Raw genomic sequence first — 16624 nt, 5'->3', positions numbered from 1 at the left:
CCCATGACGAAGCCGATGTGGGGACTGCTGCTGCTGCTGGCCGCCTGCCGCCCGGATCCGGGCCCGGCGGACTACTCGGACCAGGGCCCCGTCGGGAACAACAACGACGGCGGGACGGACCCGGCTTCGGACGTGCTGCCCGGGCCGTTCCCCTATGAGGACGGCGCGCGCCGCCTGATGGTGGGCATCTTCTACGAGACGGGTCACTCCGACGAGGTGGTGCTCGACAACGCGGAGAGCAACTTCTACCTCTACGACAACACCGTCTACGTGGAGGACATCTTCGACTCCCTGGAGGACCGCGTGGAGGGCAAGTTCGCCACGAAGATCGTCCAGAACGGCAAGCCGTGGATGGGCTTCGGCGTGCACTGGACCAACGTGCGCAACCTGGACGCGTGGAAGACGCTCCACGTCAGCATGAAGTCCGCGGATCCCGCCTTCGTGGGCGTGAAGATCGGCATGTCCAGCGGCGTGAAGGCCGACGAGAAGGGCTATCAGCTCGCGGCCTCCAAGTACGGCTACGTGAATGACGGCCAGTGGCATCACCTGGCCATCCCCATCGCGGACTTCACCGCGGCGGGCCTGAAGCTCAACGCCGTCTCGTCACCGTTCACCTTCGCCGCTGAAGGTGGTGCCGCCGGCGACTCCCTCCTGCTCGACAACTTGTACTTCACCGCGAACTAGGCAGGACGCAGTGCCAGGAGGGCGGGCCGGCTGTCGAACCTGACAGCCGGAACGCCCGAGCCTCGTCTTGACGCCACCGGCGTTCCCTCGCGTCCGGTGTCGTCGGGGCCGGGAAGCAGTCCCTCCAGCCAGGCAGTCCCCCTGCGTCTGACGCGCGTCCTGGTCGTGCGTCCGGACGCATGCCTCACGGTGTTTCCTCCACAAGGAGTCGTCCCCCAATGTCTCTACATCCAACGGAATCGTCAAGGACGGGCGCATGCCCCGTTCTGCTCGAAGCTCCACCCGGTGTCTGGTTGAAGCGGGCCTTCGCCGCGGTCGCGATGCTGGTGTCCATGCTGGCCGCGTCACCGGCCCAGGCCCAGACGAACGTCGCGTTGAACCGGCCCACCACGGCGTCCTCCGCGGAAGGCAACTTCCTGGGGCAGTACGCGGTGGACGGCGACGGCGGCACGCGCTGGGGCAGCGCCTTCACGAACAACGAGTGGATCACCGTGGACCTGGGGCAGACGCGCACGATCTCGCGCGTGGTGCTGACCTGGGAGGCCGGCTACGCCACGGGCTACAAGATCCAGGTGTCCGCCAACGGCACGGCCTTCACGGACGCGCTCACCGTCACGAATGGCGACGGCGCGGTGGACGACCTGACGCTGCCCGCGGGGACCACGGGCCGCTACGTGCGCATGCAGGGCGTCGCGCGCGCGGGCGCGTATGGCTATTCCCTCTGGGAGTTCGCCATCTACGAGACGGGGGGCACCCCGCCGCCCACCAACGCGGACCTGGCGAGGAACCGTCCGGCGACGGCGTCCAGCGTGGAGGGCAACTCCGAGTACCTGGTGCCGGGCTTCGCCTTCGACGGGCTGGGCACGACGCGCTGGGCCTCCATCCCCGCCGTGGATCCGCAGTGGATCCGCGTGGATCTGGGCTCGTCCCAGGTGGTGGGCAGGGTGGTGCTGGACTGGGAGGGCGCCTACGGCAAGACGTACACGATTGACGGCTCCAACGACGACGCGCAGTGGACCACGCTCAACACCGTGACCAACGGCGCGGCGGGCCGCCGGGAGATTCCCGTCTCCGGCACGTACCGCTACCTGCGCATGCGCGGGACCGAGCGCGGCACCGGCTACGGCTACTCGCTGTGGTCCTTCGAGGTCTACCAGTCCGGCGGCACCAACCCGCCGCCGACGCAGACGACCAACCAGACGATCAAGCTGAACTTCCCGGAGCTGGCGTACGCGAAGATCAACGTGTCGCCCGCGCCCCTCAGCGTCACGCCCGCCCCGGAGGAGGGCAACACCACGCCGTCCGTGCGCAACCCGCCCGGGCCGTTCACCTACCAGCTCACGTTCCCGCCCAACACGACGGTGACGCTGTCGAAGAACCAGTTCTCACCCACCCAGCCCAACACGGACATCCGTCTGGCGGTGGTGGACTTCAATGGCAACCTCCAGCGCGGCCAGTCCGTCAGCGCGCTGGCGGTGCAGGGCGCGGACTGGAACGTGGAGATCTTCTCCACGGGCAACGGCCCCACGGATCCTCGCGACCCGACCATCATCCCGGACCCGTACGTGGCGCCCGCGCCGCTGCCGGTGACGGGGGCGTTCCGGCTGGTGACGCCGACGAACAACACGATGGTGACCACCACGCGCCGCCCCACGCTGACGTGGGCCCCCGTGACGGGCGCGACGAACTACACGCTCTACGTCAACCTGACGCGCAACGACTACGACTGGATGGCGCCGGGCAGCCTGCTGGAGCGCTACACGCAGGTGGCGTCACAGACGGGCACGTCCTTCACCTTCACGGAGGACCTGCCGGACCGCTGGACGTACAAGTGGTACGTGGTGGCGACGCTGCCGGGCAGCACGTCCCGCTCCGACATCGGCAACTTCAGCGTGTACCTGCCGACCGTGGAGACGCAGGCGGACGGCGTCAACCTCATCAATGGCTCACGCGACCTGAACAAGAACGGCACGATTGAACCGTACGAGAACTGGCGCAACCCCATCTCCGTGCGCGTGAGCGACCTGATGGGCCGCATGACGCTGCATGAGAAGGCCATGCAGATGTTCTACGACGCGAAGGAGTACCCGCTGGCGGGCTTCCAGATGGGGCCGCTGTCGCCCACGGACATCGCGATGTTCCAGAGGGCGTCCGCGGCGACGCGGCTGGGCATCCCGCACATCGACGCGGGTGACTCCATCCACGGCTACAAGACGAGCTGGCCCACGCAGCCGGCGCTCGCCGCTTCGCGCGACCTGGACACCGTCTATGAGATGGGTGACATCCAGCGCCGGGAGCAGATCGCCATTGGCAGCCGGGGCACGCTGTCCCCGCTGGCGGAGGTGAACACCAAGGTCCTCTATCCGCGCACCCAGGAAGGCAACGGCGAGGACGCGGAGCTGGCGTCGGGCATCACCCGCGCGTTGATCGCCGGGCTCCAGGGCGGCCCGGAGGTGAACCCGAACTCCATCTGGGTGACGACGAAGCACTGGCCGGGGCAGGGCGCTGGCGGTGAGGCGGGCATCACCTACGACGGCACCACCATCCACTACCACATGCGTCCGTGGCACGCGGCCATCGAGGCGGGCACGAGCGGCATCATGCCGGGCTACGCCGGCAGCTGGCTGCTGGGGCCGGAGGGGTACGGCGCGGGTGACAACCCGGGCATCCTCAACTACCTGCGCCAGAAGCTGAAGTACGACGGCGTCATCTGTTCGGACTGGTTGCCCTCCGGCGCGTGGGTGCGCTCCGCGACGGCGGGCTCGGACGTCATGGGCGGCGCCACGCCGTCCGCCATGGCCAACTTCGAGAACGAGGTCCCGCTGGCCCGCATCAACGATTCGGTGCGGCGCATCCTCGACCTGAAGTTCCGCCTGGGCATCTTCGAGGACCCGTACAAGAACGGCCCCGCGGGCACCTCCGAATGGCACACGGCGTCCAGCAAGGCGGCGGTGCGCCGCGCTTCGCAAGGGGCGATGACGCTGCTCAAGAACGACGGCGCGCTGCCGCTGCGACTGCCGGCGGGCGGGAAGATCGTCATCGCGGGTCCTCGCGCGGACGACATGTCCTGCATGGTCACCTGGCGTTCGGACTTCCACGGCTACGAGTTCGGTGACCCGACCATCTACGCGGCGGTGAAGGCGCGCGCGGAGGCCGCGGGCCTCACGGTCTACAAGGACAACGCCCCCGCGGGCGTGACGCCGGACGCGGCCATCGTGGTGGTGGGCGAGAGCTACTTCACGCACGGCACGGAGTGGGACAAGGAGAAGCCGTACCTGCCCGGCGACCCGATTGGCCCGGCCCACGACGCGAAGTGGGGCGACCAGTTCGGCATCATCAACGGCTTCAGGTCGCGGGGCATCCCCACGACCACGGTGATGATCATGCCGAGGCCGTACATCCTCACGAACGTGATGCCCATCTCCAACGCGTTCCTCATCGCCTACCGCCCCGGTGACATGGGCGGGCTGGCGGTGGCGGACGTGCTGTTCGGTGACGTGCTGCCGCGCGGCAAGACGCCGTGGCAGTTGCCGCGCGCCATGAGCCAGATTGGCACGGACGTGGAGAACGACCAGCTGGAGCGCTGGGACCTGCCGTACGACCTGGGCGCCACGGCGGCGGAGCGGGCGACGATCCGCGCGAAGATCGCCGCAGGCGAGCACATCGAGCCCATCTACGGCAACCCGCTGTTCCAGTACGGCGCGGGCCTCCAGGGCTTTGGCCTGACGGATGCGACGGCGCCGGTGGCGTTCAGCCTGCTGACGCCGGCGAACAACGTGGTCATCACCGGCACGCGTCCGGCGTTCACCTGGAACGCGAGCAGCGACCCGCAGACGGGCATCCAACGCTACGAGGTCTTCATCGACGGCAACCCCGCGCCGGTGGCGATCACCAGGACGCCGTCCGCCCCGCTGGAGAGCCTGAAGCTGGCGAACGGGACGCACACCTGGTTCGTCAAGGCGTTCAACTGGGCCAACGGGGTGACGCAGTCGCCCACGTTCACCTTCACGCTGAACGACACGACGCCTCCGGCGGCCTTCGCGGCGCTGTCGCCGTCGGCGGGCCAGGCGGTGCCGGGGACGTCCACGCGCTTCATCTGGGAGCAGACGACGGACGTGGGCGCGGGCGTGGCGCAGTACGTGCTCATTGTGGACGGGGCGGACCGGAGCCCGGCCATCCTGCGCAGCGCGGCGACGCCCGCCGGGACGAACCTGGCGAAGGGCAAGAACGTGGCGGCCACCTCGTCCGAGTTCGGCAGCCCGAACGACGCGGTGGACGGCGTCCTGACGACGCGCTGGTCGAGCGTCGGCACGGCGACGACGGGTGACACCGACTCCATCACCGTGGACCTGGGCGCCATCTACTCCCTCAAGCGCGTCCTGCTGAACTGGGAGGCCGCGTACGGCCGGCGCTACGTCCTGGAGACGTCGCTGGACGGCGCCACCAACTGGGTGGCGCTGAAGACGGTGGACACCGGCGACGGTGGCATCGACGACTGGACGGGCCTCACGGGCGTGGGCCGCTACGTGCGCATGCGCGGCGTGCAGCGCGCCACCGCCTACGGCTACTCGCTGTGGGAGTTCGAGGTGTACGGCGTGGGCACCGAGCAGACGACGGTGAACGGGCTGTCCACGGGCACGCACTCGTGGCGCGTGCGCGCGGTGGACGGCGCGAACAACGCCACGCTGTCCACGGGGCCCATCACCTTCACGAAGTAGCCGGGTGAGGGTTTGAGCTGAAGGGGAGGGCGGCCGGAAGACGGCCGCCCTTTTCTGTTTCTTGACGACCCCTGGGACGGTGCCGGTCCTTATCTCCCGTCACGGATTGTCGGCCATGTCGTCAAGCTGCCCCTGCGCTGCCTCGCGGTAGTAGGGAACGACTTCGACGGACAGCACTTCGCGCATTTCCTGGCGCGCGTCCTCGTAGTTGCCCGCGTCCTGGTGCCTGTACATCCGGTCCAATGCGTCCATGAGTCGGTTGGAGCCTTCCGAGATACGGCGGGAGCACTCGTGGAGGAGCGTAAGTGCTCCGTCATCTGACTGGAGTGCGGATGCTGCGTCAGCGATGGCAACCTCATCCGCGGTGCGGAGCAGGAGCGCGCGTGTGTCTTCTGTGCGGAGAAGGGGAGCTCCTTCGCGGATCACCCGCCGGGATAGGTCACGTATCGCGTCCCAGTTGGGTGGGGTTGTCATCTAGCGCTTCCTCTTCGGGCCGCACTTATCCGCAGGCCATACGTGTTGGCCTTCGCAGATGCGCAGGCAATCGGTGCAGGGGCCAAAGAGTCTACCGTCCGCGCAGTTGTTCCAGGACCGAAGGCACCGGTTCTTCCACGCAGGTAGGCGCGGGTCGTCAACGTACATCTCCGCGTCGGAGTCGGTATGCGTCCCCGTGGAGCCGACGCCAGCGGCCAGGATGGCGGTAGCCTCGGCGGTGGTGAGTCCGCACGCCTCCGGCAAGCCGGGGTGGCGCTGGATGCAGTCCGTCTCGGTGTCCATGGCAATGGTGGCGCACCCCAGATTGAGGGCCGCGAGGATGGGCGCAAACTGGTGCCGCCAGGGGGCGGTCATCGGGGTTGCCATGGAGTCCGATCCTACAATGAGGCGCCGATGGGGCGCTCACTCAGGGTGGTCAACCGCAGGAGCGCGGGGCTCCTGCGGAAGCCCTCCGACTCAGGGTTCGGCCTGCGGTTGCAGCGTCCAGTCGAAGGTGGTGTCTCCCATGCGGAACGTCCCGGACAGCTCGCCGTTGGGCTTCACGAGCTGCGGTGTGGCCGAGGGTTCACCCGAGTCCGTGAAGAGGATGTTCCCGGGGGAATCCAGCTCCGGTCCATGGCAGTCCCTGCCACTGACGGCGACGCTCACGATGCGTCCATCCGCGAGCGCCGACCTGTACGCGCGCGATGCGTGCGACAGCCAGTCCTGGGTGTCGGGATCCGGTGACTTCAGCTCATTGAAGGGGTTCATCAACAGCACCCCGCCCGAGGTCCCCAGCGTGTACTTCGCGGGCCCATACGTGTAGTTGCACCCTCCGAACCCGTAGCTGATGTCGAGCGTGAAGTCGCCGCTGGGCGGCATGATCATGAAGGCCCCCAGCCGCTTCGTGTGCGGGATGCTCGGGTGATCATAGTCCGCGGTCGCGAAGGCCCCCAGCACCTGGTACTCCACGTTCGCGTCGAGGATCTTCCCCCGTCCCGACCAGCCCGGTGCCATCTCGGCGGCCTTCGTGGTGCCCTTGTACTTCCAGCAGCCCACGTTGCTGCGCTTGAGGTACGGCGTCTTCGCCGCCTTCAGGCTCCCGCCGCCGCCGGGCGCGAACTTCGCGTTGCTGGTGATGATGATCAGGTCCTGTGCGCGCTGTGACTTCATGTCGCGGCAGAGGCCCACGTACTCGTATTCGCTCCAGTCCTCCTCGTGCCATGTCCCGCTCGCGTCGTTCCAGAGCGCGGTCACCTTCACCGGCTCCTTCGACTCGGTGATGTTCTTGAACCACCCGTTGTGGAACAGCAGGGAGCGCGTGTTCGGGTCGCTGAACGTGAAGTGGTCGTAGCTGTTGGCCAGATTGTTCAGCTCATCGTCGAGCTCTTCCTTGAGCTCGGGCGCGCCGGCCAGGTCGCCCTTGAGTGCGTTGGACTTCACCTTCTCCGAGAGTTTGTCCCACGTATTGAAGGACTCTGCCTTGGTGTCGATGGGCGCCTGGTTCCAGAGCACCTTCGCGAACTCCGGCCAGGCCTTCTCCAGCTTGCCGGGGACGACGGAGTCCACCGCGGTGAGGCTGGAGGTCTCCGTGGTCAGCTTCTCCAGCGCGTCCACCACGAACTTCGGGCCGTGCTTCTTCGCCAGGAATTGGAAGAACAGGTAGGCGCCGTAGTCGCGTCCAGCGTCCCTCAGACCCGGACGCTTGCAGTGACCCGTGGAGCGGTCCTCCAGATGCAGGTTCGGGGTGCTCATGAAGCAGTCAGCGTAGTCGTGCTCAAGTTGCAGTTTCTGTTCATACACATGGTCGATGGCCCAGTTCGCGGTCGCATCGCGGATCCACCCGTACCGGGTCTGCCAGTCCTTCGTCTTGTAGGACCACTGGATGGCGTGCATCAACTCATGCGCCGCCGCGCCCTTGAGGGGCGCCGAGTCCTTGATCTTCGTCGCGTCCGTGGGGTCGAATTCGACAAGCGAGTCCGACAGCAGGATGTAGGTGGGGGCCTGCGTGCTGTTGAAATAGCCCTCCGGGACGGTCAACCCCCGACCGGTCATGTTGCGCATCAGGTAGATGTCGAGGTGGGGGCTTCCCCCGTTGCAACCGCTGTAGGCCTCGTCGGTGAGCGGCTCCTTGAGCCCCAGCGCCATCAGCTTCGGCCAGATCTCCTTCTCCAGGGCCTCGTCGAGGATCAGGGCCTGCTCGCGCTGAGTTACAACGCCGACCTGGAACCAGACCTTCACCTTCGCGTAGGACCTCGACAGGGAGTGCCAGCCGTCGGAGCTGGCGCGGCAGGCGGGGCGCGACTGCTGGCTGATCAGCCGGGTGTCGGGCAGGGGGGCGTTGAGCCAGCTCCCCGGATCATCCGGGCGCAGCAGGTACATCCCGAGCGCTTCCTGCATTGGCGCGGAGAGGGTATCGAAGCGCTCGCGCAGCGCTTCGAGGGTGGTGTCGTCGAAGCCCGACTCGACCCGGGCCTTGTACTGGGGAGGCAGGCGGGGATCGCTGAACGCCGCGTACACCTGATAGGCCAGCAGCTCTTCGTCGTTGATGAGGCCGGCTTCACGCGCGGATGCCAGCACCTCTCTGCTCGACGGACGGGACGCATCGTAGGGCATCACGATCACCGAAAGGGTCGCGCTCGCCGCCCCCGCCTTGGCGGTGATGACCGAGCCGCCGGCGGTCACACCCTTCAGCCGGCCGCCCGTCACCGTGACGTACTCCGGCAGGTAGGAGCTCCAGGTCACCTGGACGTTCTTGAGCACCTGGCCGGTGCTGTCCACCGCATGGGCGGCCAGCGTCAGGGACTCACCCACCAGGAGCGTTGCCCCGTTGGGCGACAGGGTGAGCGCGGCGACCTTGTCGGTCTCGTCGTCCTCCCCAGGCGTCGGATCAGGTTCGGTGGAACCACAGGCAAGAATGAACGTGAGCAGGCACAGCGCGAGCCGCGGGGCCCCATGAAACACAGGCATGGCCAGACCTCGAAGTGTCGAAGAGGCATGACAAATACCATAAGTGAATCCCGGTGCGACCCCGGGCCGTGCAATGACATATTGTCTTGAAACAAGAAGCCCCTGTTGCCTGGGAGGCAACAAGGGGCCGGGAGCCGCAAGGGATTGGCGTGGGGACTACGGCGTGGGCACGGCCACGGCGGGAGCGCCGTCAGTGGGCGTGGCGGCGGCAGCAGCCTCGGCGGCCTTCGCCTCGGCCTGCCTGTGGGCGGCTTCGGCCTCCGCGCGCTTCGCGACCTCCGCGGTGGCGGCGGCCTGCATGCTGGCGAGGCCCTTCTCGAAGTCCTTGCCGACCATCGCGTCCATGTCGAAGAAGACCGAGAACGCCTTGCTGATGAAGTTGTTGTCGCCGCTCATCGCCCAGGTGACGGCGACGCCGTCCTGCGCGGGCGCGAGCGTGAACGTCGTGGTGTTGGTGGCGGCGAAGGGCTTGAGGAACTCCAGCTTGATGCGAACGGACTCGTTCGCGCGGCTCTCCTCGATGGTCATCCGGCCTTCGCCCGCTTCGGAGTTGCCCGTCCACGCGTAGGTGGCTCCGGTGCCCGACTCCGCGCCGCCGTAGACGCGCTTCAGGTTCGGATCCAGCTTCTCCCAGGGCGACCACCGCTCCCACTGGTGGAAGTCGTTCACCAGCCCGAAAGCGATGTCCGGCGTTCCCGGCAGCGTGGCGGTGCGCGACAGGACGAAGGTGCTGGGGCGGGTGGCGATGAAGGCGAGCAGCAGCGCGAGCGCGGCGGCGAGGCCGATGGCGATCTTCTTGAGCATGGATGTTCCTCGGGACGGCAGCCCCGGGAAGGGGCGCAGGCGTCTTAGGTCCACCATGCTCCGCCGCTCAAGTCCCCCTGCCAGGAGGCCGGGGCGGGGCACCCGGGGTGCGCCCACCGTGACGCTCCCAGGCGGGCCCTACACCCGGCGCGAGGTCAAGGGGGCTACAGGGGCCGGGCGCTGGTCGCCTGCGGACCCTTGGTCCCTTGCGTGACTTCGAACTCGATCTTCTGACCTGCCTCCAGGGCCCTGAAGACATCCGACTTGATGGCGGAGCGGTGCAGGAACACGTCGGCGCCACCGCCGAGGGGGGTGATGAAGCCAAAACCCTTGTCCGCGTTGAACCACTTCACGACTCCAGTCGCCATACCGCCGTCCTTCAGTGACACCCCTGGGGAAGTCCAGGCCTGGGTGCCTGGAATCTAGGAACGGCGCGCGGGGCGCCACCCCGGCCTGGAGTCGCAGGCAGGGCGCCAGGAACCTCCAGGTCCACCTGCGTCGCTCGGAGCGGATCACGTATCCTGGATGCGAATGTATGCACCTTCCCCCCTGCTGACCCCCGACACCGCGCGGAGCCTGACCCGCGTGAGGACGCTGGGGGAGCCCGACCCTTCCCCACACGCCAGGTTGCAGTGGCTGGGCTGGGACGCGGCGTCGCGCCACCTGCTGTCGGTCCAGGGTCGGGGCGATGCCCAACTGCGCTGGTGGGACCTCGCCTCGGACGGCAGCGGTCCGCTCTTCACGCGCCCCCTGGCCGGGGGTGTGGCGGCGTGGTTCCTTCCGGATGCGCGGACCCTCCTGTCAGTGACGATCCGGGGGGCCCTGCAGACGTGGTCCGTGGCTGACGGCGAGCTGCTGTCCACGGTGGAGACGGGAATGTCCGTCTCCGGTGCGTGCCTGTCCGCGGAGGGGACCCAGCTGCTGCTCAGCGCCCCCGGCGGTCGCGTCCTGCTGTGGGATCTGCGACGCAGCTGGCTGGTGTGGCGGCGGGAGGAGCCCGCCTACCTTTATGGCTGTGCGCTCTCGCCGGATGGCCACTTCGCGGCCGCGGGCGCCGCCGAGGAGCAGGAGGGCAACACGGTCCGTGCCTCGCTCCGGCTCTGGGACGCGCGGACGGGCAGGCTGCTGGGGACCCACGCCTTCGAGCACTCCAACCGGACCTGGACCGTCGCGTTCGCTCCGTCCGGAGAAGCGCTGGTCGCGGGGACGTCCTCGGGTCAGGTGGTGTTCCTGGGCCTTCCAGACCTCTGCGTCCTGCGGAGCCTGGAGGGACCTGGTGCCGGTGCCCTCCATGTGGAGTTCAACCGGGACGGATCCCTGCTGGCCATCAGCGCGGACACCTGCGCCTTCGAGGTGCGGGCCGTCCACGATGGCCGCAGGCTGTTTTCAGACTCGGACCTGGACGACATGGAGTCCAGCACCGTCGCCTTCTCCCCTGACGGGCGCTTCGTGAGCTGGGGCATGGACGACGGCAAGGTGGGCATCTGGGGGGCGGCGCGCGGGGCACTTGGGCCTGGCGGACAGCGTGATTAGCCTGAAGCCTCCAGGAGGTGGCCGTGGCGAAGCCGCGTCAGGCGGTCCGGAAGGGGGCGACACGCGAGCGCCGCTCCGACACCGCGCTGCTCATCATCGACGTCATCAACGACCTGGACTTCCCTGGCGGTGAGAACGTGCTGCCCTGGGCACGGCGCATGGTGGAGCGCCTGGCGCCGTTCGCCCAGCAGATGCGTCAGGCGGGCGTGCCGGTCATCTACGTCAACGACAACTTCAACCTCTGGCGCAGCAACTTCGCGGACGTCTACAAACACTGCACCCGCAGGGGCAGCCGGGGCCGCATGATCGCCCGGGCCCTCAAGCCTTCACCTGACGACTACTTCATCCTCAAACCCAAGCACTCGGCCTTCTTCGCCACGTCGCTGGTGCCCCTGCTGGAGCACCTGGGCACGAAGAAGCTGATGCTCGCGGGCATCGCCACCAACCTGTGTGTCTTCTTCAGCGCCCACGACGCGCACATGCACGAGTACAAGATCACCGTGCTCAGCGACTGCTGCTGCGCGGAGAGCGACAAGGACCACGACCTGGCCCTCGATCAGCTCCAGCGCTTCCTGCGGGTGCGCGTGTGCCGGGGTGACGAGGTGAAGCCCCCGCGCCGCTCGCGGCGCGCCGCGACCCGGAAGCCCCCGCCTGAGTGGAAGTGACGCGGGGCCCCGGTCCGGAGCCGCTCAGGCGTCCGTGTCGTCATCGTCGTCGTCGAGGATGTGGCACTTCTGATCCTCGTCGAGCGCCTTGCCGATGAGCTGCTTCACCAGGTCCTCGCCGTTGAACTCCATGGAGAAGCTGACCTTCTCGCCCCCCACGTCCTCCTGCTTGTCCAGCTTGAGCTTGCCGCCCAGGGCCGTGGCGCTGCCGTCGACGCGCGCGCCGGAGTGCACCCGCACCTCGCCGCCCAGGGACACGACGTCGCCCTTCACCCGGGCCCCGGCCTCCAGGATGACGCGGCCCCGGATGGCGGCCACGTCGTTGTCCACCACCGCGCCCTTCCTCACGATGACGTCGCCGTCCACCGCGACCGCGTCCCGGAGCGTGTCCCCGGGCTCGACGACGAGGTTCGTGCCCTGGACCGCCTTGCTCCCGTCCTTCACGTTGACGCAGATGCGCTTGACGGGGGCCTTGGGCGGCTTCGCCGGCTCCGCCGCCAGGGCGGGCACGGCCAGCGAACAGGCAACCAGGAGGGTCGGCAGGAAGGAGCGGCGCATGGGAGAGGCCTCCAGGAAGCGGAAGGGGGACGGCATGCCATGCCTACGGCCGGCCCCGTCCCCCCATTGCATCCACCGCCTCACACCGGCGCGGCATCCGCCGTGGCTTCAGGGCTCCCGCTGAGCACGCCCTTCGCCGCGTCGATGGCTTCGTGCGTCCCCGCGAGCGCGAGGATGTCACCCGCGCGCAGCACCTCCTGCGCGGACGGCACCAGCACCCCCTCCGAGCCCCGGCGGATGGCCAGCACCGTGGCCCCCGTCATGCCGCGCAGGTTGAGCTCCGCCAGCGTACGGCCCACCGCGGCGCTGGACGCGCCGAGCGCCACCGACTCCGGCTCACCCAGGCCCGGCAGCAGCTTCCGCACCCCGTGCAGCACGTCCGGGGCCGCCTCCTCATCGCCGCCCTTCCCGTGGGACTGGGCCGCCAGCGCCTCCACGATGACCTGCGCTCCGGCGCGCATGTGGCCCTGCAGGTGCGTGGCGCTCCGCCAGAAGGTGAACCCCAGCACGCCCAGGGAGATGAGCAGCAGCACCGCGCCCGGGAAGCCCGGCAGGAACGGCTGGGTGATGGCCACCAACGGCGCGCCCACCATGAAGACGCTCGCCAGTTGCAGCGCCACCACCAGCATCCGGCGCGGCGCCGCCGCCAGGTCCACCTTGCCGCCGGGCACCGCCGGCAGCGCCCCTTCCGCCAGGACGACGCCCAGCCGGCGCGCCACGCGGATGATGCCCACGCAGAAGGGCAGGGCCAGCACGACCGCCAGGCCGATGACGATCATCGGCGTGAAGGTCACGTCCCAGTCGATGCGCGAGTCGATGTACGCCGTCACCTGGGGCAGCATCACCGACGTGCCGATGACGATGATGGTGAGCAGCGCCGCGTCCAGCAGCAGCATCATCGCCATGCGCCGCACGTTCGCGCCCACCGTCTTCTGGCGCGGCGACGTGCGCAGGTTCTCCACCCAACTGCCGTAGAGCGACGCGAACGTCTGCAGTGGCGCGGGCAGCTTGCGGTCCACCCAGTTGGCGAGCGGCCCGGACGCGCGGATGAGCCACGGCGTCGTCAGCGTGGTGATGGCCGACACGGCCACCGCCACCGGGTACAGGAACGTGCCCGTGGCCTTCAGCGTCAGGCCCAGGCCCGCGATGATGAAGGAGAACTCACCAATCTGGGACAGGCTCAGGCCCGCCTGCACGGACGTGCGCGTGCCGTTGCCGGTGAAGAAGGCGCCCAGCGTGACGCTGATGATCTTCCCGAAGACGACCACCAGCGTGAGCACCACGATGGCCATCCAGTGCTCGCGGATGAGCGCCGGATCAATGAGCATGCCCACCGACACGAAGAACACCGCGCCGAACAGGTCGCGCACCGGCTGCACCAGGTGTTCAATGTCCTTGCCCTCGCCGGACTCCGCCACCAGCGAGCCCGCGAGGAACGCGCCCAGCGCCACCGAATAGCCGAACGCCTGCGCCAGCAGCGCGATGGCGAAGCAGATGCCGATGCTGCTCACCAGCGTCGTCTCCGGCCGCTGGAGCTTCGTGATGGAGCGGATGACCCGCGGCACCACCAGCAGGCCGATGACGACCAGGCCCACCAGGAACGCGGCCAGCTTGCCCACGGTCATCGCCAGCTCGCTCGCCGACAGCCCGCTGCCGCTGGAGACCGCGGTGAGCATGGCCATCAAGAGGATGCCGATGAGGTCCTCCACGATGAGGATGCCCACCACGATGCTGCGCAGCGCGCCCCGGACGTTCTGCTCGTCGAACGCCTTGGCGATGATGGTCGTGCTGGAGATGGCGATGCAGCAGCCGGTGAACAGGCTCTCCAGCATCGTCCAGCCAAAGGCGCGGCCCACGATGAAGCCCAGCCACACCATCACGCTGCACTGGATGACGGCGGTGAGCCCCGCGGTGGGGCCGACCTGGAAGAGCCGGCGCAGGCTGAACTCCAGCCCCAGGGAGAACATCAGCAGGATGACGCCCAGCTCCGACAGCGTCGTCACGATGTTGGGGTCCGCCACCAGCGGGATGGGCACGTGCGGCCCGATGATGAAGCCCGCGAGGATGTACCCCAGCACCACCGGCTGGCGCAGGCGCTGGAAGAGGACCGTGGTGACCGCCGCGACACAGAGGACGGTGGCGAGGGCTTGGAGGAAGGCGTGGGCGTCGTGCATGGGGGGCGCCTTGGGGACGGGGGCGGTCCACCCCCGCGCGAGTGGGGGAGGGGGCCGTCGTGGATGGAGGGAGGACCTGCTTCGGGCGGGGCCCCCCGGGTTCAGGATCCCGACGCCGCCTGGACCGCGCGGAGCCGGGGTTCACGGGATGTCAGGGCGGACTCAAACGCACCGCTCAAGGGAGATGGCCGCACCGATGATGACCACGAGCGGCAGTGCGCTCCAGAGCAGGCGCGCGCCCTGCCACTGCCGATACGGGGTTTCGCCCGGTGGGGGCGGGGTGGGGGTGGGGTCGGAAGAAGGAGAGGAGGACATGTGAAACGGCCTCGCGCGCTCACACAAGCAGGCGCGGTAAGAAAGTACGCTGGATGAAGGGCCTGCCTGCCCGGGCTCCTGAAGGCACGCCAGGAGCCTCACGGATGCGGGCCCGCGAAAGAGGACGGAGGGGCGGCGCTGCTCAGCCCGCGATTGGCGGTCCCTGGGCCGGGCAGTTCACCGTCAGGGGACGGTCCGCCAGCGGCGAGAGGCGGGAGGGCAGCGCCTGGGCAAGCAGGCTCCTGGCCTGCGCCAGCACCCGGGCGTCGTAGCGCGCGAGCAACGCGCGCGGGGAGTCCACCCGGGGCAGGAACGGCGTCGCCGGACGGTGGTGGCCGCCACCCGGGCCCACCTGATCGCGCGACGCGGGCACCGGCGTGCCCAGGGGATCCTCATGGAGGATGCCCGCGACCCACCGCGTCCCCTTGCCGGAGGAAGTGCGCGTCACCGACGCGGCGCGGGAGCTCTCCAGCCCCGGCTCCGCCCGCTCCAACGCGGCGGAGCCCGAACCCGTCAGCCCCACGACGGCCGCGAAGGCCACCGCGCACATGACCGCCGCCAGGGTGAACCTGGCCTCGCGGAGGGCTTCGCGCCCGGAGGTGGCGGCGACGGTCGTCATGAAGGGTGGGGGGCGGGATTGTCGCATCAGGTGCGACAACCCCCTGGCAATGGAAACCGTGCCAGCGGAACGCCTTTATACGCGTCCGTCCCCTCAGATACCCCGGAAAATCATGCCCTTGGCGTCGAAATGGTGACGCATTGCCGCGCTGGAATGATTTCAGCCTGGCCGCAGATTGACGTTCCCACCTTCCAGGGGGTATTTGCTCTTTCAACGTGAAAATGAGAACCATTCTCAACTTCGACGACGGGCTGGGGCTGGGTCCGGCGGCACCGGAAGGCTCGGGCGTCCGCGGCAACAGGGTGAGGGCCCCGGTGGGGCTCTTCCAGTCGGCGGATGCGACGGCGGATGGGGCGTGGGGCAGGTGGGGTGGGGCGGTGATGGCCGCGACCGCGGCGCACGTGGTGGCGCTGGTGGTGGGGCTGACGGTGGCGGGCCGCGAGCCCCCCGCCCGGGTGAAGCCCCCGGAGCCGGAGCTGGTGCTGATGGCGTACGCGCCGCCTCCGCCGCCGCTGGGTGGGGGGATGCAGGCGCGGCAGGCCCGCACGGAGCCGGTGAGGCCCCTGGCCCGCAAGCCCCGCCCGGTGAAGAAGGAGCTGATGATCCCCGCGAAGCCGCCGGAGCCGGTGAAGGAGGAGGCCGCCCCGGCGCCCGTGGAGGAGGCCCCTGCGCGGGACGTGGCCCCTGCGGTGGCGGACGCTCCGGCCGGTCCCGGGGTGCCCCAGGGGGTGGTGGGCGGCGTGGAGGGTGGGACGGTGGGCGGGCTCGCGGGAGGCCGCGTGGGTGGGCTGGGCGCGGCGCCTGCCATCTATTCGCCCCGCGAGGTGATGAAGCTGCCGGTGCTGCTCGACGGCAAGCCGGACTACCCGCGCCGGGCCCGGGAGGACGGCGTCACGGGCGTGGTGATGGTGTACGTGGTGATTGGGGCGGACGGGCGCGTGGAGCCGGCCTACACGCGCATCCAGCGCTCCGTGCCCGGCCTGGACGACGCCGCCATGGAATCCGTATCGCGCTGGCGCTTCTCGCCGGCCCTGGGACACGACGGGCGCCCGGTGCGCGTCAAGGTCGTGATCCCGGTGAAGTTCGCATTGAAGTGACCTGCTCGAAGAG

General features: G+C 69.0%; 12 protein-coding genes. 5 read left to right on the top strand and 7 right to left on the bottom strand.

Going from position 1 to position 16624, the window contains the following annotated elements; all coding sequences use genetic code 11:
* Positions 1-3 precede the first annotated feature (3 nt).
* Both OV207_RS13040 and OV207_RS13035 read left to right on the top strand, forming a co-directional pair.
* The gene (locus OV207_RS13040) at positions 4-684 is read left to right on the top strand and encodes a hypothetical protein (RefSeq protein ID WP_267555451.1); all 681 of its coding nucleotides are present in this window, start codon (positions 4-6) and stop codon (positions 682-684) included.
* Positions 685-977: 293 nt separating this feature from the next.
* Positions 978-5402 carry a discoidin domain-containing protein gene (locus tag OV207_RS13035; protein WP_324291525.1) on the top strand — a complete coding sequence of 1475 codons (4425 nt, stop codon included), beginning with the start codon at positions 978-980 and terminating at the stop codon, positions 5400-5402.
* A gap of 99 nt (positions 5403-5501) precedes the next feature.
* On the opposite strand, the gene OV207_RS13030 is transcribed toward OV207_RS13035, so the two are convergent.
* The 4 genes from OV207_RS13030 to OV207_RS13015 all read right to left on the bottom strand — a co-directional run bounded on the left by OV207_RS13030 (position 5502) and on the right by OV207_RS13015 (position 10018).
* Positions 5502-5876: a DUSAM domain-containing protein gene (locus tag OV207_RS13030; protein WP_267555448.1), complete on the bottom strand. Its 375-nt coding sequence runs from the start codon at positions 5874-5876 to the stop codon at positions 5502-5504.
* A 477-nt stretch (positions 5877-6353) separates the two neighbouring features.
* On the bottom strand, positions 6354-8846 hold the full coding sequence (locus tag OV207_RS13025) for a hypothetical protein (protein ID WP_267555446.1): 2493 nt from the start codon (positions 8844-8846) through the stop codon (positions 6354-6356).
* A 156-nt stretch (positions 8847-9002) separates the two neighbouring features.
* The gene (locus tag OV207_RS13020; protein ID WP_267555445.1) at positions 9003-9650 is read right to left on the bottom strand and encodes an SRPBCC family protein; all 648 of its coding nucleotides are present in this window, start codon (positions 9648-9650) and stop codon (positions 9003-9005) included.
* A 164-nt stretch (positions 9651-9814) separates the two neighbouring features.
* Positions 9815-10018: a cold-shock protein gene (locus OV207_RS13015; RefSeq protein WP_193348754.1), complete on the bottom strand. Its 204-nt coding sequence runs from the start codon at positions 10016-10018 to the stop codon at positions 9815-9817.
* Positions 10019-10181: 163 nt separating this feature from the next.
* Here OV207_RS13015 and OV207_RS13010 point away from each other — a divergent pair, with 163 nt between their 5' ends.
* Together OV207_RS13010 and OV207_RS13005 are read left to right on the top strand one after the other, a co-directional pair.
* Complete coding sequence (locus OV207_RS13010; RefSeq protein WP_267555442.1) at positions 10182-11183, top strand: WD40 repeat domain-containing protein; 1002 nt, start codon at positions 10182-10184, stop codon at positions 11181-11183.
* A gap of 23 nt (positions 11184-11206) precedes the next feature.
* The gene (locus OV207_RS13005) at positions 11207-11848 is read left to right on the top strand and encodes a cysteine hydrolase family protein (RefSeq protein ID WP_267555440.1); all 642 of its coding nucleotides are present in this window, start codon (positions 11207-11209) and stop codon (positions 11846-11848) included.
* A 24-nt stretch (positions 11849-11872) separates the two neighbouring features.
* Here OV207_RS13005 and OV207_RS13000 read toward each other — a convergent pair whose 3' ends face one another.
* The 3 genes from OV207_RS13000 to OV207_RS12990 all read right to left on the bottom strand — a co-directional run bounded on the left by OV207_RS13000 (position 11873) and on the right by OV207_RS12990 (position 15541).
* The gene (locus OV207_RS13000) at positions 11873-12406 is read right to left on the bottom strand and encodes a polymer-forming cytoskeletal protein (RefSeq protein ID WP_267555437.1); all 534 of its coding nucleotides are present in this window, start codon (positions 12404-12406) and stop codon (positions 11873-11875) included.
* 80 nt (positions 12407-12486) lie between these two features.
* A complete protein-coding gene (locus OV207_RS12995; protein ID WP_267555435.1) occupies positions 12487-14580 on the bottom strand; it encodes a cation:proton antiporter in 2094 nt (697 codons plus the stop codon).
* A 457-nt stretch (positions 14581-15037) separates the two neighbouring features.
* On the bottom strand, positions 15038-15541 hold the full coding sequence (locus OV207_RS12990) for a hypothetical protein (RefSeq protein WP_267555434.1): 504 nt from the start codon (positions 15539-15541) through the stop codon (positions 15038-15040).
* Positions 15542-15735: 194 nt separating this feature from the next.
* On the opposite strand from OV207_RS12990, the gene OV207_RS12985 reads away from it, so the two are divergent.
* On the top strand, positions 15736-16611 hold the full coding sequence (locus OV207_RS12985) for an energy transducer TonB (protein ID WP_267555431.1): 876 nt from the start codon (positions 15736-15738) through the stop codon (positions 16609-16611).
* Positions 16612-16624: the final 13 nt, after the last annotated feature.

The sequence above is a fragment of the Corallococcus sp. BB11-1 genome, from assembly GCF_026626625.1.
In the GTDB taxonomy this organism is placed as follows: domain Bacteria; phylum Myxococcota; class Myxococcia; order Myxococcales; family Myxococcaceae; genus Corallococcus; species Corallococcus soli.
The sequence above is the reverse complement of the archived record's forward strand: the minus strand, read 5'-3'. Positions and strand labels throughout refer to the sequence as shown.